This window comes from Saccharothrix sp. NRRL B-16348, assembly GCF_001280085.1.
Classification (GTDB): domain Bacteria; phylum Actinomycetota; class Actinomycetes; order Mycobacteriales; family Pseudonocardiaceae; genus Actinosynnema.
Genome location: NZ_LGED01000221.1, coordinates 20,130 through 40,844 on the forward strand (window position 1 = coordinate 20,130; position 20,715 = coordinate 40,844).

The following is a 20,715-nucleotide window of genomic DNA, read 5'->3' on the forward strand; positions in this document are numbered from 1 at the left end:
TCCTCACCACTCGGCGAACGAACCGTCGTCGTGCCGCCACACCGGTGGCCGCCAGCGGTGGCCGACGGCGTCCGCGCGGCGCACCGCGTCCTCGTCGACCTCGATGCCCAGGCCGGGCGCGTCCCAGCGGTGGATCGTGCCGTCGGGGAAGGCGAACGGGGCGCGGTCGAGCACGTAGTCGAGCAGTTCGGCGTCCCGGTGGTAGTGGATGCCGGTGCTCTGCTCCTGGATCAGGAAGTTGGGCGTGGCGAAGGCGACCTGGAGGCTGGCGGCCAGCGCGATCGGGCCGAGCGGGCAGTGCGGTGCCAGCACCGCGTCGTGGACCTCGGCCAGGGACGCGATGCGCCGCACCTCGGAGATGCCGCCCGCGTGGGACGGGTCGGGCTGCGCGACGGCGATCCCGGCGCGCAGCGCGGGCAGGAAGTCCGCCCGCGAGTACAGGCGTTCACCGCAGGCGATCGGCACCGGGCTCGCCCTCACCACGTCGGCGAGCCGGTCGCGGTGCTCCGGCAGGACGGGTTCCTCCGCGAACAGCGGGTGCAGCGGCGCGAGTTCGGGCAGCACGCGCAGGGCCGCGGCGGTGGTGAACCGGCCGTGGAAGTCCACGGCGACGTCGCGGTCGTCGCCGATGGCCTCGCGCACCGCGGCGAGGCGGGCCACGACGGCGGCGGTCTCGGCACGGGTCGGGATCGGGCTCATCCGCCCGGCCGCGTTGATCTTCACGGCGGTGAGCCCGGCGGCGACCTGCGCGGCGGCGGCGTCGGCGACCTCGGCGGGTTCGTCGCCGCCGATCCAGCCGTAGACGCGAACCCGGTCGCGGACCGCGCCGCCGAGCAGTTGGTGCACGGGCACGCCGAGGGACTTGCCGAGGATGTCCCAGAGTGCCTGGTCGACACCGGCGGCGGCGCTGGAGAGCACGGGTCCGCCGCGGTAGAAGGCGGACTTGGTGGTGAGCTGCCACAGGTCCTCGATGCGGCGGGGGTCGGCGCCGACGAGCACCTCGGACAGCTCCTCGACGGCCGTGCGCACGGTGTCGGCGCGCCCTTCCACGACGGGTTCGCCCCAGCCGGTGATGCCCTCGTCGGTGCTGACGCGGCAGAACAGCCAGCGGGGCGGGACCAGGAAGGTCTCGACGGCGGTGATCTTCACGCGGGGCGCTCCTCTCGGGTCGGTGGCGGGTCAGGACGAGGTCTTGTAGACGCTCCACCCGCCGTCGACCGGCACGCTGGCGCCGGTGACGAAGGAGGCGTCGTCACCGGCCAGGAAGGCGATGACGGCGGCCACCTCCTCCGGCCGGCCGAGGCGCCCCACGACGGTCTGCTCGGCGCTGGCGCGGCGGTCGTCCTCGCCGATGCCGTCCCAGGCGGCGGTCAGCACCGGTCCCGGCAGCACGGCGTTGACCCGGACCTCCGTGCCGTACTCGGCGGCCAGTTGACGGGTGAGGCCGGTGAGCCCGGCCTTGGCGGAGGCGTAGGCGGCCCGACCCGGTAGCCCGATCACGGCGTGCACGGACGAGACGAGCACGACCGCGCCACGCCGGTGGCGGCGCAGGTCGGGCAGGCACTCCCGGACGCCGAGGAACGCGCCGGTGAGGTTGACCGCGATCTGCCGCTCCCAGGACGGCGTGCTGGTCTCGTGCGCGGGCCGCACGTCGACGGTGTAGGCGTTGCTGACCAGCACGTCGACCGGGCCCAGTCGGTCCCGGCAGGTGCGCACGGCGTCGGCCCAATCGGTCTCCGAGCTGACGTCGCAGTGCAGGGCGATCGCCCGGCCGCCGGCGGCGGCGATGGCCGCTGCCACGGCTTCGACCTTCGGGACCACGTCCAGCAGGGCGAGGGCCACGCCGTCGCGGGCCAGGCGGTGCGCGGTGGCTGCCCCGATGCCCTGCGCCGCGCCGGTGACCACGGCGACCCGGCCGGCCGTCACCGGTGCTCCACGCGGGCGATGGCGTCGCTGTCCTCCAGCGCCTTCGCCAGCAGGTCGAGCATGGCCAGTTCAGCGCGCGGACCGTCGCCGTCGCGCACGGCGTCCAGCACGGCGCGGTGGCTGGGCACGGGGTCGGCGGCGCCCACGTGCGAGTGCACCAGGCGGTCGCGGGCGCGCAGGCCGGGTGCCAGGAGCAGGTCCATCCGCGCGAACAGCTCGTTGCCCGTGGCGGTGAGCAGGGCGCGGTGGAAGGCGGCGTCGGCTTCGGCGGCGGCCGTGGCGTCGTCACCGGCGGTGGTCATGGCGTCCAGCGCGGTGTCGAGGGCGGCTAGGTCGGCATCGGTGCGCCGTAGTGCGGCGCGGTGCGCGACGGCGGGCTCGATGACGGAGCGCAGGTCCGTCAGGTCGCGCAGGACGCGGTCGGCGTCGCCGCCGTCGATGCGCCAGTCGATCACGTCGGCGTCGAGCAGGTCCCACGCCGAGCGGGGCCGGACGAACGTGCCGCGCTTCTGCCGCGCGTCCACGAGTCCCTTGCCGGTCAGCACCTTCAGCGCCTCGCGCAGGACGGTGAGGCTGACGTCCAGCTCCTCCCCCAGCGCGCGCAGGTCCAGGACGTCCCCGGGCGCGTGCCGCCCGCTCACGATGCGCGCGCCGATGGCCTGCACGACCTGGTAGTGCACGCCACGGCCGGTGTAGCGGGCCATGTTGCTCCTCCCGGCGGTGGTGGGACCGCAGCGTAGCAACTCCTCATTAATTATGAATAGTTCTTGACAGCGGTGTGCCCGGTGCCGACGATGAACCCGCCGCGGACCACAGGGAGTGGGGCACGACATGCTCTCGCTGCACGCTCACGACCCCGTCCCACCGCTGGTGGGGCACCTGCCGATGGGCACCGCGCCCGACGACCCCAGGCCGGTCCGGGTGGACAGCCGCGCGGTGCGCCGGGACGGGCGGCCGTGGTTGCCCGTGATGGGCGAGTTCCACTTCAGCCGGTTCCCGGAGTCGCGGTGGCGGCACGAGTTGCTGCTGATGAGGGCGGGCGGCATCGACGTCGTCGCCACCTACCTGTTCTGGAACCACCACGAGGAGGTCCGCGGGCGATATCGCTTCGACGGCAACCGCGACGTGCGCCGGTTCGTCGAGCTGTGCGCCGGGCTCGACCTCGCCGTGGCGGTGCGGATCGGCCCGTGGTCGCACGGCGAGTGCCGCAACGGCGGCTTCCCCGACTGGCTGGCCGACGTGGACTGCGCACCCCGCACCGACGACCCCGCCTACGTGGCCCTCGTGCGGCCGTACTACGCGGCGATCGCCGACGAGCTGGCCGGGCTGTGGTGGGCCGACGGCGGCCCGATCGTCGCCGTGCAGGTGGAGAACGAGCTGTACGACCAGCCCGACCACCTGGCCACGCTGCGCGCGCTCGCCGAGGAGGTCGGCATGAACGTTCCACTGTGGACGGCGACCGGTTGGGGCGCGGCGCGGCTCCCGCCCGACGTGGTGCTCCCCCTCTACGGCGGCTACCCCGAGGCGTTCTGGGAGGACGCCTCCGACGGGTGGGCGCGCGAGGCGCGCCGCCACTACTTCCCCACCCCGATCCGCGACGACCACGCGATCGGCGCGGACCTGCGCACCACCGCCACGGAGGGCAGCGGCCCGGACGACACGCGCTACCCCTACGCGACGTGCGAACTGGGCGGGGGCATGCCCGTCGCCTACCACCGGAGGCCGTTGGTCCCGGCGGCCGACGTGTCCTCGCTGGCGCTCGCCAAGCTCGCGAGCGGGTCGGCGTGGCAGGGCTACTACGTCTACCACGGGTGCTCGCAGCGGCTGGACCTCGCGACCCGCAACCAGGAGTCGCACGCCACCGGCTACCCCAACGACCTGCCCGTGGTCGACTACGACTTCCAGGCGCCGCTGGGCACCTACGGGCAGGTGCGGCCGTCGTTCGCGGCGCTGCGCCTCCAGCACCTGTTCCTGCGCGACAACGGCGCGGACCTCGCGCCGGCCGAGTCGCACCTGCCCGACGACCGGCCGCCGAACCTGGACGACCGGGGCACGCTGCGCTGGTCGGTGCGCTGGAGCGGCGGTCCGGCGTTCCTGTTCGTCACCAACCACCAACCGCACGAACCGCTGCCCGACCACCACGACGTGCGCTTCGAGGTGGTGCTGGGAGACCGGGTGGTGCGGCTGCCCGCCGAGGGCGTGACGGTGCCGTCCGGGGCGCACTTCGCCTGGCCGATCGGCTACCGGGTGGGCGCGGTCGAGCTCGCCTGGGCCGGCGCGATGCCGGTCGCCCGGCCGACGTGGGACGGCGTGCCCACGGCCGTGTTCGTCGCCACCGCGGGCATCACCCCGCAGTTCGCGTTCCCCGCCGGGACGGCGGTGTCCGGCGCGCCGGTCGACGCGTCGGGCGTGTGCACGGTGCCGCACCCCGGACCGGACGCCGTCGTCACCGCCACCACCGCCGACGGCGACGTGGTGCGACTGGTGGTGCTGGACGAGGAGAACGGCCTGAGGTTGCAGCGCCTGACCGTGGCCGGCGTCGACACGCTGGTGCTCTGCGACGAGCCCGTGGTGGTCGACGACGACTCGGTGTGGGCGGAGACGACGGCCGACCACCTCGACGTGTCGTTCCTGCCCGTGCCCGGGCACATCACCGGCGAACCGCACGGCGCGTTCACCCGCGTCCGGCTCACGGCGGGCGACACCGCGCCGGACCCGGTGCTGGAAGTGGTGCGTGCCGAGGCGCAGGCCCCACCGGCCCGGACCGGTGGCACCAGGGGCCGTGCGTCGGCGCCGCTGGACGAGGACTTCGAGCACGCCGCCGTGTTCCGGGTCGACGTGCCGGCCGAAGCGCTCAGCGGTGACGACGAGGTCCTGCTGGTGCTCGGCTACACCGGCGACGTCGCCCGCGCCTACCTCGGGGGAACGCTGGTGGCCGACCACTTCTGGCACGGACCGGACTGGGAGATCGGGTTGCGCCGCTTCGCCGACCAGGTGCGGGCGCACGGCATCGAGATCCGGGTCCTGCCGCGGCCGCGGGGCAGCGCGGTGTACGTCGACCAGTCGGTGCGCGACCGGTACGAGGCCGCGCTGGACACCGCTTCGGTCGACACCGTCCGACTGGTGCGACGCAACCGGGTGACGGCCCTGCTCGCTCGGCACGGCGGTGCCGCGTGACCCCGGAGAAGCTGACCATCACGCTGTGGGACTTCAGCTGGTACACCCGCACCGGGCCGGGTGAGCCGTTCGAAGACCTCGACCGGGCGTTCGCCGAGGCCGTGGCACGCGGCTACAACACGGTACGGATCTGCGCGATGCCGTTGCTGCTGTTCGGGTCCGGCGTCGACACCTCGCGGCTGCGGCTCGGCCCGCTGGGCGGCGGCTACGGCTCCTGGGTGCGCTGGTACGACGTGGGCGCGGAGACCGTCATCGACGCCCGCGCCCACCTGCTGGCGCTGTTCCGCGCCGCACGCCGCCACGACTGCCACGTGATCCTGTCCAGCTGGGAGTACCAGCAAAGCCCGTCGTTCGCCCTGGACCGCGCCTGGTTCGACGCGGTCATGGCGATCGACCCCGAGGAGCGCGCCGTCGCGCTGGCCGAGGCCCTCGCGGACCTGGTGGACTTCCTGGCGTCGCACGGCCTCGACGACCGCGTGGTGTTCACGGAGCTGCACAACGAGGTGCAGGTCGGTCACCTGACCGACGGGCTCGACGGCGACCCCGTGGTCGCGCTGCGGCCCCGGCTGGAACGCGGCATCGCGCGGTTCCGGCAACGCCACCCCGACCGGCCCCTCACGGCGAACTACGCGCAGGTCCCCGTAGGTTCGCTGCGCGGCATCCCCCGCAGCGTCGACGTCGCGGTGTTCCACCCGTACGTGTACGGCGTGCTGGACGAACTGCTCGAGGAGTTCGCGCTGCGCGATCCCGCCCGCCCGTTCCCGCAGGAACGCGCCCGCCGCGAGCTGCTGCGCCCCGACGCGCCCGACTTCGCCGACTGGCAGCCACCTGCGGACCAGCGGTGGCGGCTCGACGCGACGATCGTCGGACGGCGCGAGGTGTACGTGCACGACTGGTGCGACCCCGACAAGTGGGACGCCTGGCTCTACGACCGCTACGCCACCCACCGCACCGCCATGCGGCAACTGTTGACCACCTGGATCGACGCCGCCGCCGACTGGGCCGCCGAGACCGGCGTGCCGCTGGTCTTCGGGGAGGGCTGGATCGGGTACACCCCGCTGCACGGGACGTTCGAGGAAGGTCCCGTCGGCGCCGCCTTCTGCCGCACCGCCGCCACCGAGGCCGCACGAGTCGGCGCGTGGGGCTCCGTGGTGTGCTCCAACGCCGCCCCGCACCACCCGATGTGGCAGGACGTGGCGCTCCAACGCGAGTGCAACGCCCTGCTGCGCGGTGACTGACCAGCCGGTCCCCTCTTGCCGTCACGCGGGTTGACGTCGAATTTTGCCGACATGGCCTGGAATTGCGTCCAGCTAGCCTGAACGGGCACATTGTGCGAGCCGGCCTTGTGATCACCGGCGGGGTGCGACATGCTCGCTGCCGCGAGGGGGATCCGCCAGGTGTGCGCCATCGTGAACTCCGCCAAATTCCAGCTATGGCGACCGGCGGAACGCTGCCCTCCCGACGTTTCACCACGGGGAGGAATTGTGCGGCTGCTGCACAGGATTGCGATTGTTCTCACCGGGTGCGTAACGGGGATCGGTCTGTTGACCGGTCCCGTTGTCGCCCAACCCGGAGACGTGTCGGCGGGCGCCGCCGAACTGGCCGCGGGTAACACCGGTTCCGGGGTGACCTCGGCCAAGGGACTGAGCGCGGAGGAATACTGGACGCCGACGCGCATGGCCGAGGCCATTGCCGCCGGACCGTCCCCGGTCACCGTCGACAGCACGGCGGAGTGGAAGGGTCCGAGACCCGGGCCGCAAGGGAAGGTCGACGGCGCGTTACCGACGGTGGTGAGCCCGAAGGCGGACATCCACACCATGTCCGGTCGGGTGTTCTTCGTCGACGACCGCGGTGAGGACCATTCGTGCTCGGGCAGCACGGTCAACAGCGGCGGCAAGCGCCTGGTGTTCACCGCGGGCCACTGCGTGCACGGTGGCGGAGGCGGCCGCGGCTGGTTCGACGTGAACCGCTGGGTGTTCGTGCCCGAATACCACGGCGGCTCGCCGTTCGGCACGTGGAACGCCTACCAGTTGTGGACCAAGACCGGCTGGATCAACAACGCCAACCGCGCGTTCGACGTGGCGGCGGTGGTCATGCAGCCCAAGAACGGCGTGCGCATCGTGGACGCCGTCGGCGGCCAGGGAATCCGGTGGGGATACGGTTACGGCCACTACGACTACATGTTCGGCTACCCGGCCGACCCGCCGTTCAACGGAAGTGGCCTCTACTACTGCGCGGGCACCACGTGGAACGAGGGCGGATTCCCGACCTTGGGCTGCAACATGACCGGTGGCGCGAGCGGTGGCCCGTGGCTGGCCGAATACGGTGCGACGTTCTGGGCCTATCTCGACGGCGTGAACAGTTGGATGTTCTGGGACCCGGACCCGACGCACGTCTACAAGTGGCAAAGCCCTTATTTCAGCTACGATACCGCCGGGAGCTTGTTCGACACGGTGAAGGACATGTAGCGGCGGACGACCATCCGGGACGACCGGGCCGCCACGACGGGCGGGCCGGTCGTCGCCTTCGCGCAGCGGACTTGGAGGTCGTGGTTTGCGACGACGAACAGTCATCCTCCTCGCGGCGGCGATGGCAGCGACCGCCGCGGTCCTGGTCGGGCTGGCCGTCCTGCTGCCCGGCTCCCCCGAGGTCCCCGGCCCGGGCTCATGCGACACGCCCTCCGGTCAAGCCTCGGGCCCCGTCGCCGACACACCGGGACGTGGCGACGAGTACTGGGACACCGCGCGGATGAGCAGTGCCCGAGGGGCTCCGATTCCCGGGAACGCAGAACCGGGGACTTGCCGCTGAGCACCGCCTCGACTCGGTAGATCAACCGCCCTCCACGTCCGAGCCGCATTAGCACGCGTGCGCGATTCGGCGCCACTTTCGCCTCAGGACGAAACCTGGGGCCGGGGACGGGGAAGCGGCACCATTCCGGCCATGCTCCTGCGCAAGCGCGACTTCCGGCTGCTGTGGTCAGGTCAGACCACGAGCACGTTCGGCAACGCCGTGTCCACCGCGGTCTTCCCGATGATCGCGGTGGCGGAGTTGGGCGCCGGGACGTTCGCCGTCACGCTCATCGAAGCGGCGATCTGGTTGCCGTGGCTGCTGATCGGCCTGCCCGCCGGTGTGCTGGTCGACCGGCTGCGCAACCGCGCCGTGATGCTGTGGTGCGACGTCGTCGGCGTGGTCGCCCTGGGGCTGGTGGCGGCGGCCATCGCCTTCGACGTGCTGACGACGACCCAGCTGGTGCTGACGGCGGCGGTCGGCGGGGTGCGCGCGGTCTCGCCGTGCTGGTGGACGCGCTGACGTTCGTGGGGTCGGCGCTGTGCCTGCTGGGCATCAGGACCGCCGAACCTCCCCTGGGCCCGCGCACGGATTCCCGGTTCGGGCGGCAGCTCGTCGACGGCGTGCGGTTCACCGTCCAGGACGGGTTCCTGCGCACGTTCGCGGTCACGGGCGGGGTGCTGAACTTCGCGTTGGCCGGCGCGGGCGCGTTGCAGATTTTGTTCCTGGTGCGGCAGAACGACACCCCGATCGCGTTCGCGGGCGTGTTGATCGCCACCGCGGGGGTGGGCGGTCTGGTCGGGGCGGCGATGTCCGGGTGGATCGCACTGGCGCTCGGCACCGCGCGGGCGATCGTCGGCGTGACGACCGCCGCCGCGCTCTTCGGCCTGCTCCTGCCGGTGACCGGTCCGGGTTGGGGGCTGGCCTTCTTCGCGGTGGGCACGGTGGGGCAGACGGCGGCCGTGGTGGCGGTGAACGTCGTCATGGCGAGCTTCACCCAGCGGTACTGCCCCTCGTGACCTGCTCGGCCGGGTCATGGTGACCTCGCGCGTCATCGCCTACGCCACGGCCGCGGTGGGCGCGTTGGTCGCGGGCGGCCTCGGCACCGTCTTCGGCGTGCGGGCCGCGCTGTGGGTCCTGGCGCTCTCGGCACTGGCCGCAGTGGCGGTGCAGGTCTTCAGCCCGATCGCCCGGTCACGGGACCTGTCCACCGCCTACGCGCCGCCGGCCAAGGCGTCCCCCAGCGCGGTACGCCGGTAGACGACCTCACGGCCCTGCCGCGTGCGCTCCACCAACCCGGACCGCCGCAGCACGCCCAGGTGGTCGCCCACCACGCCGATGCCCGCGTCCAGTTCCCGCGCCAACGCGGTCGTGGTGCCGGGTGTCGCCAACGCCGTCAGCAGCCGCGCCCGGGAACGGCCGATCAGCTCGGCCAGCGGGTCTCCCGTGCGCCGCGTCGCGTGCGGGCGTGCCGGGTAGAGCAGCCCGACCGGTCCGTCGTCGGCCGCCAGCACGGTCAACCCCGGGCGCACGAACACCGAGGGCACCAGGACGAGCCCGGCGGCGTGCAGCGGGAGCCGGGCCTTGCCCGGGATCGAGGCGATCCGGATGCCGCGGTCGGTCGGCCGCACCTCGGGGTGCAGCCCGGCGACGACCCCCGGCCAGCCGACCCGCCGCAGCTCGTCGCGCCGGAACTCGAGATCCCCGTCGTACACCTCGCTCAGCGACGGCCAGTGCGGCGCCAGCAGCCGCCGCCAGCAGGCGTCCAGCACCTCGGCGACCAGGTCGATCACGTTCGGCGACGTCAACGCCGTGACCACCCGCTTGCTGCACGCCGGGTTCAGCCGCAGGCAGCGGGTGACCTCGCGGCGGACCTGCGACAGCGGTGTGGCCCGCAGCGCGGCGAGGTCGTCCTCCCAGGTCTGCCGCGGACCGTCCGGTGGGCGGGCCAGGAAGTCGGCGCCGTGGCGACGCCCTTGGAGGCCGCGCACGAGCGCCAGGTCGACGGTCGCGCACAGTTCGGCGTAGGCGTCGTCCAGCCCGGCGGCCAGTCCACCGGGCTCTCGGCCCGGTCGAGCCGGTCCACCAGCCTGGTGAGCTCGAAGATCGGCGACGGCCCGAACCGGCACCGGTCGAGGTCCGCGGGCGCGCACTCAATGGTCAGCACGGCTCACCGGGCACCCAGGACGGCACCACCGGTCACACCTCCAGAGCCGGACGTGGCGGTCAGCACCGCGGCGGGTGCGACCAACCCGTCGTCGCGCGGCACGTCGATCCCCTCCAACCGCAGCATAAACGTCGTCCGGTCCGGTGATCACGACGTCGTGCGACGGCACGGCCCTGATAGCGCCGCGCACCAACGCTTCCACGCCCGCTGGGTCGGAGAACCTGCTCCACCGGGCCGCCCGGGCGTTGCTGCGCGGGGCGCTGGACTTCCTGCACACCACGGAGTCGGCCGAGCGGATCGTCATCGAGGACGACGGCGGACAGGCGGCGACAGCTCCGGCAGCGCCTCCGCCGGCCTTCCAGCGCAAGTTGCCTGGCGCAACCCGCCTGTCAGGCGATCGCCCGACACCGCGCCGAAGTCGGTGCGTGCTTTCACGGCCGTGAAAGTCCGAAGAAAGTGCCGTGTCGACGATGGTCGTGCTCATCGAATCCGACGACGGGAGGTGCGTCGTCCTGGCGAAGTCGCGCCAAGGGCATGTCCAACCTCGACCGATCCTGCCGTAGGGGCTTGATCGGTCTCATCCCCGGAGGACGTCGAAATGAAGAAATTGCGCGGCGGGCTGCTCGTGTGCCTCCTCTTCCTCGGCTTCGCACTGGCGGTGACGACACCCGCGCACGCGGCCAAGCTGGGCACCAGGCCCAACTGGGGTGCGTGCGGCGTTTCCACCGACAGCCAGAAGCTGGTCTACCAGTTCGGCACTTCCGAGCTGAGGTGCGGCACCGCCAGTTGGGGTTACCGCCACATCAAGGACAGGCACTACACCGAGTTCCAGAACCTGGCGAGCGCGGGCGGGCTCAACTGGAGCGACCTGGTGCACTGGGCCATCCACTACAACGTCGACGACCCCGACCACGTCGTCGTCGACGGGACCGACGGCTGCCGGGACCGGCTGCTGTACCTGCACGACCGCAACGGTCGCGAGGTGTGGCAGCAGCGCTTCAAGGTGATCTACAACGCCCTCGACGGCCGTATCATCACCACTTATCCCAGCAGTTCCATCTGCGTGCGGTAACTCGCGCCGACACCCCGGCCCGGCACCCGATCAGGTGCCGGGCCGGTCGGGCGACCAGTAGCCGCTCTCCGTGCCGGCCAGGGGGATCGATTTCCGCGCGGGGCCGCGCCGGTCGACGAGCGAAATCCGACCGTCGGCCGACCGGGCGAGCCGGATCTCGAGGAGCGACGAGTAGATGTCCGCTTCGAACATCTCCTCGATCCACAGCGCGATGCGCTTGATCCGGATCCCGTCCCACTCGCCCTGGGGTGACTGGGAAAGGCCGGGGATGTCGTCCTCGCCCAACTGAGCGACGTACTCCGCGAGCAGGTCCGCCCCCAGTTCGACCCGGACCGTCCGATCCTCGCCGTGCAGTGCGAACGTGCCCGCCTCGGGATCCAGACCGGAAATCCGGTGTCGACGCCCGACGATCTCGCCGATGCCGCTGAAGAGAGCTTCTCCGTCAGTCATGTCAACCTCGGTGATTCACGGCCATGATGGGCCGGCTGTCGGCGAAGGGCGCTTCGCACAGCTTACGGTGCGGTCGAAAGAGGGGCGAACTCCGCCACTCCGGGCCGAATTGATCCCGTCAGTTCATCAGCAGCAGCGCCCAGTCGCCTTGGTGGTTCTCCGGCCGCGCCGTGATCGTGACCTCTCCCCCGGTCACGGGGAGCTCGTGGACCGACACGTAATCCGCGTAGTCCCACGATCCCAAGGTGCGGGCCACGCCGCCGAAGTCGACCAACACCCGGCCTGGCGCGTTGGTGACGAAGCGGTACGTGCCGCGCTCCGGCAGCACCGCGGTCACCTGCTGGACACGGCTGGGATCGGCCGGGTCCGACCGCAGCAGGACCTCGCCGTCCTCCGACGCCACGTGGTTCTCCACCGAGGCGATCCGCGAAGGGCGCGGCGGCAGCGGGTACTCGTCGATCAGCACCGGCTCCCCGAGCGACACCCGCACCTCCGAGCCCGGTGGCACGGGCAGCGGTTCGGCGCCCGCGACCGGTGGCTCCGGGAACGCCGTCACGGTGACCACGGCCTCCTTGCCGACGACCAGACCGCTCCAGTCGGCGGTCTCCGGAACCAGGCCGCCGCAGAGCGTCTCGAACGCGGGAACACCGTTGACCGCAACGGCCACTCGGAAACCGGACCGACGGCCGTCGTCGGCCACGCACTCGGTGAACACCCCAGGTGATCCGAAGCGCGGCCGGTAGCGAACGGCCACCGGTTCGGGCGTCAACGCCATCCCTTTCGCCACGATGCGGGCGCCCTCGCGGTACTCCCCTTCGCGGGGTGCCGAGGAAGGGGTGGGGACCGCCGCGGCCGGTTCGCTCCCGCGGTGTGACGTCGTCATGGTCACCACCGTGGCTGCCAGCAGCAAGCACACCGCCACCGCCAGCGCGCGTCGCCGGCGGCCGACCCGCGCCTTGTCCACGACCGCCGCCATCCGCGTCACGTGCACGTCTACGGTCTCGTGCTGAGACAGCCCCATGTCCGGCGCGGAGTGCCGCTCTCGCCGCCACCACGCGGCGTAGGTCTTGACGAGGATCTGGTGCGCGTACAGCTCTGGGGCACGACGGACCCGCCACCACACCCGCCGTACCCGTGCCAGCGCGGTTCGCAGCAGTTCTTCGGCACGCGCGGCATCACCCGTCAACAGGTGTGCCGTGCGCGACAACCACGGCGACGCTCTCCTCACGAACTCCTCGAAACCTTCAGGCGACCGCATCATTCCCCCTCGACCCCGACGACGAAGAAGCCACGATGTTGTCAAAGCGGTGGCTTCTTCATGCGACATACGGTCAAGGCTGCGTCAGGAACCCTCGTGGAGGACCGCTCCACCGGCGTCGAGCGCCTGATAGACGGGCTGGTTGGGCGAGGGGTCCTTCGGCACGCCGGTCAGATCGGCCAAGAAGCTGCCGCCGCCGACCTGCGCGGCCACGACCCGGCCCGACGCCGTCCGGATGTTCACCTTGGCGACGTCGGCACGCACGGCCCCGTAGGTGTACCAACTCCCGCTCGACGGGTAGTCCGTCAAACCCGTCGCGGACACGACCTTCCCGTGGTCGATCTCCCGCCTCGCCGCGCCGGTGCGGGTCTCGGTGTCAGCGCCGGTGGCGGTGGCGCTGCACACCATGAAGACCGACTCCGACCGCGCCACGACCACCGTCTCCCGGCCGCGCACCATGCTCGGGCCGGCGTTGAACGATCCGGCGGGCGCCGGATCGTTCAACGCCACGCACCGTTCCAGGGCCGCGGCGACACCCGGCGGTGTCTGGCCTGGCGCGGGGTGTGGCAGGCCGACCAACACCGCGGGCACTTGAGCCACCGCCCACAACGCCGCCAGCAGCAGCACCGCCGCCGCAAGTCCGATCCGCAACATCCCGCCCACCCCCACGCCGATTCTCCCACCGCGTCGCCTGTGCGGTGCCACAACTCCGCACTTCGGTCGCTACGGTCTGTGCACGCCTCCTATCGAGACGTAATTGACACTTCTCGGGACTCACGTCAGACTTAGTGAAACATGTCGGGCGGCCGGTTCCGTCCCGATCGGCGGCACCCCGGTCGGTTCGATTCACTCGCGGCGCCCGTCCCTTTCCTCGCGCGACCGCGCACACGTCTGTCCGCCGCATTCGACAGGAGGCAGATCATGTCAGGGAATGAAAGCGCTCTCCACGCTCCGCCCGAGGCCGTCCGCTCAAGACGACCGGTGGGTCGGCTGTGGAGGTACGGCATCGCGCTCGCCGCGGCCACCGTCACGGTGGCGGCGTTGACCGTCGCGGGCGGGACCCAGCAGGCGACGGGGGCGGACAACCCGTACCAGCGGGGACCGGACCCGACGCCGGCCAGCGTGTCGGCCAACCGGGGCACCTTCGCCACCGCGCAGGTCAGCGTGCCCGCGGGCAACGGTTTCGGTGGCGGGGTGATCTACTACCCGACCGACACGAGCCAGGGCACGTTCGCCGCGATCGCCGTCGTGCCCGGCTACACGGCCACGTGGGCCGCCGAAGGCGCCTGGATGGGGCCCTGGCTGGCGTCGTTCGGGTTCGTGGTGATCGGCATCGACACCAACAGCCGCAACGACTGGGACAACGCGCGCGGCACGCAGTTGTTGGCGGCGCTGGACTACCTGACCCAGCGCAGTTCCGTGCGGGACCGGGTCGACGCGAGCCGGACGGCGGTCATGGGCCACTCCATGGGCGGCGGCGGAGCGGCGAACGCGTCGCTCCAACGACCCTCGCTCAAGACCGCGATCGGGCTCGCACCGGCCAGCTTCTCGCAGAACCTGACCACCACCAAGGTCCCGACCATGCTGCTGTCGGGTCAGAACGACGGCACCATCACCCCCGCCAGCGTCCTGAGCCTGTACAACGGGATCCCGGCCGGCGTCGAGAAGGCCTACCTCGAACTCGCCGGGGCCGGCCACGGCTTCCCGACCTCGAACAACCCCACGATGATGCGCAACATCATCCCCTGGTTCAAGGTCTTCACCGACAGCGACACCCGCTACACGCAGTTCCTCTGCCCGCTGTCGGACTGGAACGGCATCAGGACCTACCAGAGCACCTGCCCGCTGGTGCCCTCCACACCGCCGACCACCACCAGCACGACCAGCACGACCACGACCACCACCACGCCGGGCGAGCCGACGAGCGGCACCTACGTGGGGCAGCAGTCCGGCCGCTGCCTGGACGTGTCCGGTGCGAGCCAGACCAACGGCGCGAAGCTCCAGCTGTGGGATTGCCACAACCAGACCAACCAGCAGTGGTCCCTCACGAACGCGGCCGAACTCCGGGTCTACGGCACCAAGTGCCTCGACCTGCCACCCAACTCCGCCGCCGGGACACAAGCCCAGATCTGGGACTGCAACGGCGCGGCGAACCAGCAGTGGTCCTACGGATCCGACGGCTCGATCCGCCACACCCAGACCGGCCTGTGCCTGGACGCGAGCAACCAGGCCACCGCGAACGGCACGCGGATCAACTCCTGGACCTGCAACGGCCAGGCGAACCAGAAGTGGACCCGCCGGTAGCCCGGTCCACGGGGTCCCATCACGGGTGATGCCAGGCGCGGGGTGCGATCGCACCCCGCGCCTTCCGCTGTGCGCGGCGCACCGGCCCGGAAGACGTCCGGCGTCTCGATGGGTCCACACCCTTGACTTTGTTTCATCGAGAACTTAACAATGTGCTCGCTGCTCCTGTCCCGCCGCTTCCGCGATGATCAAAGGAGATCAGATGCGCGCTCTTCCACGCCTGGGCAGAGCTCTGCTCGCCTTGGCGCTCACCGTCCCGGCGCTGGCGCTGGCGACCGCACCCGCGCAGGCCGCTCCCGCTCCCCTGGTGGGTGTCGGGTCCGGCCGCTGCCTGGACGTCACGGGCGGCTCCAGCGCGAACGGCGCGTTGGTGCAGCTCTGGGACTGCACCGGAGGCGTCAACCAGGGTTGGGAGTTCTCCGCGGCGGGCGAGCTGCGGGTGTTCAACGGTGCCAAGTGCCTGGACGTGCCGAACGGCAGCACCGCCGCCGGCACCCGCCTGGCGATCTGGGACTGCAACGGCGGCGCCAACCAGAAGTTCCGGCTCAACTCCGACGGCAGCATCACCGCCACCCAGTCCGGCCTGTGCCTGGACGTGAACAACCAGGCCACCGCCAACGGCACCGCGATCAACACCTGGAACTGCAACGGCCAGACCAACCAGCAGTGGCGCACCGGCACGGGCAACCCCGGCCCGACCTGCACGGTGAACCCGGTCAACCCGAACGCCTCGACTCAGGCCCGCAAGCTGCTCTGCTACCTGTACTCCCAGTACGGCAACCACATCCTGTCCGGTCAGCAGGAGTCGACCTGGATCGGCGGCCCGGACTACGAGATCAACCACATCCGGAACAACACCGGCAAGTACCCCGCCATCCGGGCGCTGGACTTCGGTGACTCCAAGGACCTCGCCTCACGCGCCATCGCCTGGTGGAACGCGGGCGGCATCCCGATGATCGGCTACCACATGGGCGCGCCGACCAAGCCGGACACCTACGAGGGCACCCAGATGTCGGTGTCGATCAACGCGGTGCTGACGCCGGGCACGGCCGAGTACCGCTCGTTCATCGACCGCCTGGACCAGTCGGCGGCCATGCTCCAGCAGTTGGAGAACGCGGGCGCGGCGGTGATCTGGCGGCCGTTCCACGAGGCCGGCGGCACGTGGTTCTGGTGGAGCAAGGAAGGCGGCGGCCAGTACAACCGGCTGTGGAACTTCATGTTCAACTACTTCACCCGCACCAAGGGCCTGGACAACCTGGTCTGGCTGCACGGCTACAACGGCCAACCGCAGTCCTCGTTCTACCCCGGCAAGTCGGTCGTCGACGTCGGCGGCGCCGACACCTACGCCGGCAACGGCAACTACGACCCGCAGAACGCGATGTACAACGCCGTGCGCAACATCGTCGGCTCGACGGTCCCGATCGCGCTGCACGAGAACGGGCCCATCCCGGACCCCGACCGGCTGCAGTCCACCGGCACACGGTGGGTGCTGTTCGGCACCTGGCACGGCGAGCACCTGACCGTCAGCAACAGCATCAGCCACCTGCAGAAGGTCTACAACCACAGCTACGTCGTCACCCGCGACGAGCTGCCCAACCTCAAGTAACCCTCCAGCGGGACGCCGGGACCCCACGCGGTCCCGGCGTCCCACCGTCACGCCCGGAAGGTGCCACATGAAGACGCGCTCGACGTTGAGCAGTGCGCTGGTCGCGGTGCTGGCCGCGTTGTTCCTGATCGTGCCCCAGGCCTCGGCCGCCACGCCGGCGAGGATCATGGCGTTGGGCGACTCCATCACCGGCTCGCCCGGCTGCTGGAGAGCCCTGCTGTGGCAGCACCTGCGCACCACCGGCTACACCGACATCGACTTCGTCGGCACGCTGCCCGCGCCGGGCTGCGGGTTCGCCTACGACGGCGAGAACGAGGGCCACGGCGGGTTCCTCGCCACCCGGATCGCGGATCAGAACCAGCTCCCCGGCTGGCTGTCGGCCACCCGGCCCGACATCGTGCTGATGCACCTCGGCACCAACGACGTGTGGAGCAACATCCCGGCGAGCACGATCCTGAGCGCCTACACCAAGCTGCTGGGGCAGATGCGGGCGAGCAACCCGTCGATGAAGGTCATCGTGGCGCAGATCCTGCCGATGAACCCCGCCAACTGCTCGGCCTGCTACCAGCGCGTGGTCACCCTGAACAACGCCATCCCCGGCTGGGCCGCAGCGAACTCCACGTCCCAGTCGCCAATCAAGGTCGTGGACCAGTGGAGCGGCTTCAACACCTCCTCCGACACCTCCGACGGCGTGCACCCCAACGACAGCGGCATCCGCAAGATCGAGGCACGCTGGTACCCGGCGCTGGCTGCCGCGCTCACCCCCGGCACCACGACCGGTAGCGCTTACGTGGGGCAGCAGTCCGGCCGCTGCCTGGACGTGACCGGCGCGAGCCAGACCAACGGCGCGAAGATCCAGCTCTGGGACTGCAACGGCCAGGCCAACCAGAAGTGGACGTCGACCGGCGCATCCGAGTTGCGGGTGTACGGCGGCAAGTGCCTCGACCTGCCCCCGAACTCCGCCGCCGGGACACAGGCTCAGATCTGGGACTGCAACGGCCAGCCCAACCAGAAGTGGACCTACGGTTCGGACGGCTCGATCCGGCACAACCAGACCGGACTCTGCCTCGACGCCAACGGACAAGCCACCACCAACGGCACGCAGGTCAACTCCTGGAACTGCAACGGCCAGACCAACCAGAAGTGGACCCGCCGATGAGACGTCTCATCACGTTCGTCGTCACCGCCGCGCTGGCCGTGGCCATCCCGGCAACGGCCTCCGCGCACGGCGACAAGCCCGTCGACGTGCGGGTGGCCGATGAGGAAGCGACCCCGGAAACCCGTTCGCTGTTCGCCTACCTGCGCGCCCAGCGTGGTCAGGGAGTGCTGTTCGGGCACCAGCAGACCACCGAGTTCGGCCTCACGTACCCCACCGCCGACGGCGTCAGCTCCGACGTCGAGGCGGGGGTCGGCGACCACCCCGCCGTGTTCGGCTGGGACATGAGCGACCAGGGCTACGGCTCCTCGCCCGGCACACCGGAGGAGAAGTTCGCCCAGTACGTCCGGCTGGTCAAGGCCGCGCACCGCATCGGCGGCGTCAACACGATCAGCGCCCACATGAACAACTTCGTCACCGGCGGCAACTACGGCGACACCGACGGCAACGTGGTCGCCCGCATCCTGCCCGGCGGCGACCACAACGAGCAGTTCCGCGCCTACCTCGACCGGGTGGCCCGCCTCGCGCACGCGATCACCGACGACCGCGGCCGGCCCATCCCCGTCATCTTCCGCCCCTTCCACGAGAACAGCGGCTCGTGGTTCTGGTGGGGTGCCGCGCACGCCTCCGCGTCGCAGTACGTCGAGCTGTGGCGCTACACCGTGGAGTACCTGCGCGACACCAAGGACGTCCACAACTTCCTCTACGCCTACTCCCCCGGCGGCTCGTACGGCGGCGTGGACGACGTCTACATGCGCACCTACCCCGGTGACGACTACGTGGACGTGTTCGGCTACGACAACTACGACGGCAGCAACGGCTCGAAGCAGTGGCTGGACGGCCTGGTCGCCGACCTGGCCATGATCGCGCGGATCGCCGACGGGAAGGGCAAGGTCTCGGCCGCCACCGAGTACGGCATCACCGGCGCGTTGAAGCCGAACGGGCAGAACGGCAACCTGCACTGGTACACGCAGGTCCTCGACGCCATCAAGGCCGACCCGGACGCCCGCCGCACCGCCTACGCGATGACGTGGACCAACTTCGGCCCCGAGCAGTTCTTCGTCCCGCACCCCGCCACCGGCGACCTGCCCGAGCACGAGCTGCTGCCGGACTTCCGCGCCTTCCACGCCGACCCGTACTCGGTGTTCGCCGCCGAACTCGACCACGTCTACGACCGCCGGACCAAGGCCGTCCGCCAGGCACCGTCCGCGCACATCGTCTCCCCGACCGACCGCGAGCGCATCGTCACGCCGACCACGACGGTCCGGGTCAAGGTGAACAACGCCAAGGCCCTGCTGGTGTACTACACGGTCGGCACGTCGAAGACCCGACACCTGCTCACCTACGACCGGGCCACCGGCTACCACACCGGCACCTGGCGGATCGGGCAGGACAAGCTGACCAACACGGTCACGCAGTTGAACGTCCGCGCACTGGTCGTCGGTCACGCACGACCACTGGAACTGACCAACGCCGTGATCCTGGGCGCGAAGCCGCCGCTGCCGCCGGGCGTGGTGGACGACTTCGAAGGCCACCCCGACGACACCGCGCTGCGGGCGGACTACAGCACGTACGGCGCCAACACCATCTCCCTGGCCACCGACAACGGCGGCAAGGCGCTCAAGCTGGACTACGACTTCACCTTCCAGACCTACACCGGCATCGGCAAACGCCTGGACGGCGACTGGTCGGCCTTCAGCGGGTTGTCGCTCTGGCTGCGCCCCGACGGCTCGAACCACAAGCTCGTGCTCCAGCTGAACGCCGGCGGCGTCGCCTACGAGGCGTACCCCTCGCTCGCCGGCACCACGGCGGGTGTCGTCACCATCCCGTTCGCCGACTGGCGCCCCGCACCGTGGGACAGCGCCAACGCCGACCGCCGCATCACCGCCGACGACCTGCGCAACCTGTCCCAGTTCAACGTCTTCGTCAACCAGGCCGATGGCGCGGCCACGACGAAGGGCTCCCTCGTCCTGGACGACATCCGCGCCGGCTGAGGCCGCGACGGCACCGTCCCGCTCACCGCGGGACGGTGCCGTCGCGCAGGTCAGCCGAAGTCGATGTCGCTGCACAGGAAGTACTTCTGGTCCATGTGCGACGCCTTCCAGATCGTGACGAGGACGTGCCGCCCGCTGTAGCCGGAGGTGGACACGTCGGTCTTGTACTCGAACTGGGAGCCGTACCGGCCGGTCTGCTTGACGAAGTCCAGGTCGCCCCAGCCGATCAGGGAGCTCGTGGGGTCGAAGCCCTGCTTGGTGATGTAGACCTTCAGGTAGTCGGCCCCGTGCCGGGCCACGTCCTGCACCGTGACGGGGAAGCTGCTGCCCACCCTGGTGGTCTGCCAAGGACCGGGGTTGTCCATCGGCGCGTAACGCCCGCCCTCGGCGCGCCCCGCGCTGCAGATCTGGCCGTCCGGGACGGCGCTTTCGATGTCCTCGCCCAGGTTGTTGGCGTACAGGGCGTTCCAGTTCCACATGGCGTCGGCGCTCTGGTGCCAGGCCAGGTAGCACATGAAGTCCTGCTCCTGCATGCCCGGCGCGTCGGGGCCGTTCCACCGGGTGGCGCAGCCGTAGTTCCGGGTCGGCGGGTCGACGACGGTGCCGTGGGCGGAGGCGCGGGTCGGCTGGAAGGCCAGCGCCGAGGCGACGAGCGACAGCAGCAGTGCGAGGTGCAGGGCGGTCCGGCGGCGGGCTGGGGGTGCTGCGGTGTGCATGCGGTGTCCTCCGTGTCTGAAGTGGTGCCGGCGGCAGGGTGCCGGTCGGCGAGCGTTCGTCCGGGATGTCCCCGGGGACGGCGGTCGTGGCCGGGGCGGTGG

The 20,715-nt window shown here is 71.0% G+C and carries 20 protein-coding genes; 11 read left to right on the top strand and 9 right to left on the bottom strand.

Annotated features, from left to right (window positions below):
* Window positions 1-3: 3 nt before the first annotated feature.
* The 3 genes from dgoD to ADK67_RS31885 are packed head-to-tail and all read right to left on the bottom strand — an operon-like array spanning window position 4 to window position 2,630.
* A complete protein-coding gene (gene dgoD, locus ADK67_RS31875) occupies window positions 4-1,149 on the bottom strand; it encodes a galactonate dehydratase (protein ID WP_053720263.1) in 1,146 nt (381 codons plus the stop codon).
* A 30-nt stretch (window positions 1,150-1,179) separates the two neighbouring features.
* On the bottom strand, window positions 1,180-1,926 hold the full coding sequence (locus tag ADK67_RS31880) for an SDR family NAD(P)-dependent oxidoreductase (RefSeq protein WP_053720264.1): 747 nt from the start codon (window positions 1,924-1,926) through the stop codon (window positions 1,180-1,182).
* Entirely contained in the window at window positions 1,923-2,630 is a 708-nt protein-coding gene (locus ADK67_RS31885) for a FadR/GntR family transcriptional regulator (RefSeq protein ID WP_053720265.1), read from the bottom strand. The genes ADK67_RS31880 and ADK67_RS31885 overlap by 4 nt, the downstream gene beginning before the upstream one ends.
* A 127-nt stretch (window positions 2,631-2,757) precedes the next feature.
* On the opposite strand from ADK67_RS31885, the gene ADK67_RS31890 reads away from it, so the two are divergent.
* The 6 genes from ADK67_RS31890 (at window position 2,758) to ADK67_RS51415 (ending at window position 9,150) form a co-directional block, all read left to right on the top strand.
* The gene (locus ADK67_RS31890) at window positions 2,758-5,103 is read left to right on the top strand and encodes a beta-galactosidase (RefSeq protein WP_053720340.1); all 2,346 of its coding nucleotides are present in this window, start codon (window positions 2,758-2,760) and stop codon (window positions 5,101-5,103) included.
* Window positions 5,100-6,341, top strand: coding sequence for a cellulase-like family protein (locus tag ADK67_RS31895; RefSeq protein ID WP_053720266.1), 1,242 nt, complete (start codon window positions 5,100-5,102; stop codon window positions 6,339-6,341). Before ADK67_RS31890 ends, ADK67_RS31895 begins: the two co-directional genes overlap by 4 nt.
* A gap of 246 nt (window positions 6,342-6,587) precedes the next feature.
* Window positions 6,588-7,571 carry a trypsin-like serine peptidase gene (locus ADK67_RS31900; protein ID WP_157620969.1) on the top strand — a complete coding sequence of 328 codons (984 nt, stop codon included), beginning with the start codon at window positions 6,588-6,590 and terminating at the stop codon, window positions 7,569-7,571.
* Between the two features lie 472 nt (window positions 7,572-8,043).
* Window positions 8,044-8,412, top strand: a complete 369-nt coding sequence (locus ADK67_RS31905; RefSeq protein WP_053720268.1) for an MFS transporter — start codon at window positions 8,044-8,046, stop codon at window positions 8,410-8,412.
* A complete protein-coding gene (locus ADK67_RS31910; protein ID WP_053720269.1) occupies window positions 8,394-8,909 on the top strand; it encodes a hypothetical protein in 516 nt (171 codons plus the stop codon). Before ADK67_RS31905 ends, ADK67_RS31910 begins: the two co-directional genes overlap by 19 nt.
* Before the next feature lie 16 nt (window positions 8,910-8,925).
* Window positions 8,926-9,150 carry a hypothetical protein gene (locus tag ADK67_RS51415; RefSeq protein WP_053720270.1) on the top strand — a complete coding sequence of 75 codons (225 nt, stop codon included), beginning with the start codon at window positions 8,926-8,928 and terminating at the stop codon, window positions 9,148-9,150.
* On the opposite strand, the gene ADK67_RS31920 is transcribed toward ADK67_RS51415, so the two are convergent.
* Together ADK67_RS31920 and ADK67_RS54835 are read right to left on the bottom strand one after the other, a co-directional pair.
* Window positions 9,105-10,019, bottom strand: a complete 915-nt coding sequence (locus tag ADK67_RS31920; protein ID WP_197289717.1) for an ArsR/SmtB family transcription factor — start codon at window positions 10,017-10,019, stop codon at window positions 9,105-9,107. The genes ADK67_RS51415 and ADK67_RS31920 overlap by 46 nt on opposite strands.
* Window positions 10,020-10,060: 41 nt before the next feature.
* Window positions 10,061-10,183 carry a hypothetical protein gene (locus tag ADK67_RS54835; protein ID WP_269436072.1) on the bottom strand — a complete coding sequence of 41 codons (123 nt, stop codon included), beginning with the start codon at window positions 10,181-10,183 and terminating at the stop codon, window positions 10,061-10,063.
* A gap of 472 nt (window positions 10,184-10,655) precedes the next feature.
* Between ADK67_RS54835 and ADK67_RS31925 the strand changes: the two genes are divergently transcribed.
* On the top strand, window positions 10,656-11,129 hold the full coding sequence (locus tag ADK67_RS31925) for a hypothetical protein (protein WP_053720272.1): 474 nt from the start codon (window positions 10,656-10,658) through the stop codon (window positions 11,127-11,129).
* A gap of 30 nt (window positions 11,130-11,159) precedes the next feature.
* Here ADK67_RS31925 and ADK67_RS31930 read toward each other — a convergent pair whose 3' ends face one another.
* The 3 genes from ADK67_RS31930 to ADK67_RS31940 form a co-directional block, all read right to left on the bottom strand.
* A complete protein-coding gene (locus tag ADK67_RS31930; protein WP_053720273.1) occupies window positions 11,160-11,579 on the bottom strand; it encodes a hypothetical protein in 420 nt (139 codons plus the stop codon).
* Window positions 11,580-11,697: 118 nt separating this feature from the next.
* A complete protein-coding gene (locus ADK67_RS31935; RefSeq protein ID WP_157620971.1) occupies window positions 11,698-12,807 on the bottom strand; it encodes a hypothetical protein in 1,110 nt (369 codons plus the stop codon).
* Window positions 12,808-12,921: 114 nt separating this feature from the next.
* Window positions 12,922-13,491 (bottom strand): hypothetical protein, encoded by a 570-nt coding sequence (locus ADK67_RS31940; RefSeq protein WP_053720275.1) that lies wholly within the window; start codon window positions 13,489-13,491, stop codon window positions 12,922-12,924.
* Between the two features lie 327 nt (window positions 13,492-13,818).
* Here ADK67_RS31940 and ADK67_RS31945 point away from each other — a divergent pair, with 327 nt between their 5' ends.
* From ADK67_RS31945 to ADK67_RS31960, 4 genes are all read left to right on the top strand, one after another.
* Window positions 13,819-15,141, top strand: a complete 1,323-nt coding sequence (locus tag ADK67_RS31945; protein ID WP_053720276.1) for a poly(ethylene terephthalate) hydrolase family protein — start codon at window positions 13,819-13,821, stop codon at window positions 15,139-15,141.
* Between the two features lie 202 nt (window positions 15,142-15,343).
* Window positions 15,344-16,747, top strand: coding sequence for a glycosyl hydrolase (locus tag ADK67_RS31950; protein WP_082404121.1), 1,404 nt, complete (start codon window positions 15,344-15,346; stop codon window positions 16,745-16,747).
* 67 nt (window positions 16,748-16,814) lie between these two features.
* Window positions 16,815-17,906 (top strand): ricin-type beta-trefoil lectin domain protein, encoded by a 1,092-nt coding sequence (locus tag ADK67_RS31955; RefSeq protein ID WP_053720277.1) that lies wholly within the window; start codon window positions 16,815-16,817, stop codon window positions 17,904-17,906.
* Window positions 17,903-19,897 (top strand): glycosyl hydrolase, encoded by a 1,995-nt coding sequence (locus ADK67_RS31960; RefSeq protein ID WP_063797798.1) that lies wholly within the window; start codon window positions 17,903-17,905, stop codon window positions 19,895-19,897. Before ADK67_RS31955 ends, ADK67_RS31960 begins: the two co-directional genes overlap by 4 nt.
* Window positions 19,898-19,947: 50 nt before the next feature.
* On the opposite strand, the gene ADK67_RS31965 is transcribed toward ADK67_RS31960, so the two are convergent.
* Window positions 19,948-20,613: a lytic polysaccharide monooxygenase gene (locus ADK67_RS31965; RefSeq protein WP_053720279.1), complete on the bottom strand. Its 666-nt coding sequence runs from the start codon at window positions 20,611-20,613 to the stop codon at window positions 19,948-19,950.
* Between the last annotated feature and the right edge of the window lie 102 nt (window positions 20,614-20,715).

Excerpts from the sequence above, each read along its gene's own strand:
- ADK67_RS31885 (WP_053720265.1), bottom strand. The coding sequence starts at position 2,630 with ATGGCCCGCTACACCGGCCGTGGCGTGCACTACCAGGTCGTGCAGGCC.
- ADK67_RS31955 (WP_053720277.1), top strand. The coding sequence starts at position 16,815 with ATGAAGACGCGCTCGACGTTGAGCAGTGCGCTGGTCGCGGTGCTGGCC.
- ADK67_RS31925 (WP_053720272.1), top strand. The coding sequence starts at position 10,656 with ATGAAGAAATTGCGCGGCGGGCTGCTCGTGTGCCTCCTCTTCCTCGGC.
- ADK67_RS31930 (WP_053720273.1), bottom strand. The coding sequence starts at position 11,579 with ATGACTGACGGAGAAGCTCTCTTCAGCGGCATCGGCGAGATCGTCGGG.
- ADK67_RS31950 (WP_082404121.1), top strand. The coding sequence starts at position 15,344 with ATGCGCGCTCTTCCACGCCTGGGCAGAGCTCTGCTCGCCTTGGCGCTC.
- ADK67_RS31960 (WP_063797798.1), top strand. The coding sequence starts at position 17,903 with ATGAGACGTCTCATCACGTTCGTCGTCACCGCCGCGCTGGCCGTGGCC.
- ADK67_RS31890 (WP_053720340.1), top strand. The coding sequence starts at position 2,758 with ATGCTCTCGCTGCACGCTCACGACCCCGTCCCACCGCTGGTGGGGCAC.
- ADK67_RS31965 (WP_053720279.1), bottom strand. The coding sequence starts at position 20,613 with ATGCACACCGCAGCACCCCCAGCCCGCCGCCGGACCGCCCTGCACCTC.
- ADK67_RS54835 (WP_269436072.1), bottom strand. The coding sequence starts at position 10,183 with ATGCTGCGGTTGGAGGGGATCGACGTGCCGCGCGACGACGGGTTGGTC.
- ADK67_RS51415 (WP_053720270.1), top strand. The coding sequence starts at position 8,926 with ATGGTGACCTCGCGCGTCATCGCCTACGCCACGGCCGCGGTGGGCGCG.
- ADK67_RS31905 (WP_053720268.1), top strand. The coding sequence starts at position 8,044 with ATGCTCCTGCGCAAGCGCGACTTCCGGCTGCTGTGGTCAGGTCAGACC.
- ADK67_RS31940 (WP_053720275.1), bottom strand. The coding sequence starts at position 13,491 with ATGTTGCGGATCGGACTTGCGGCGGCGGTGCTGCTGCTGGCGGCGTTG.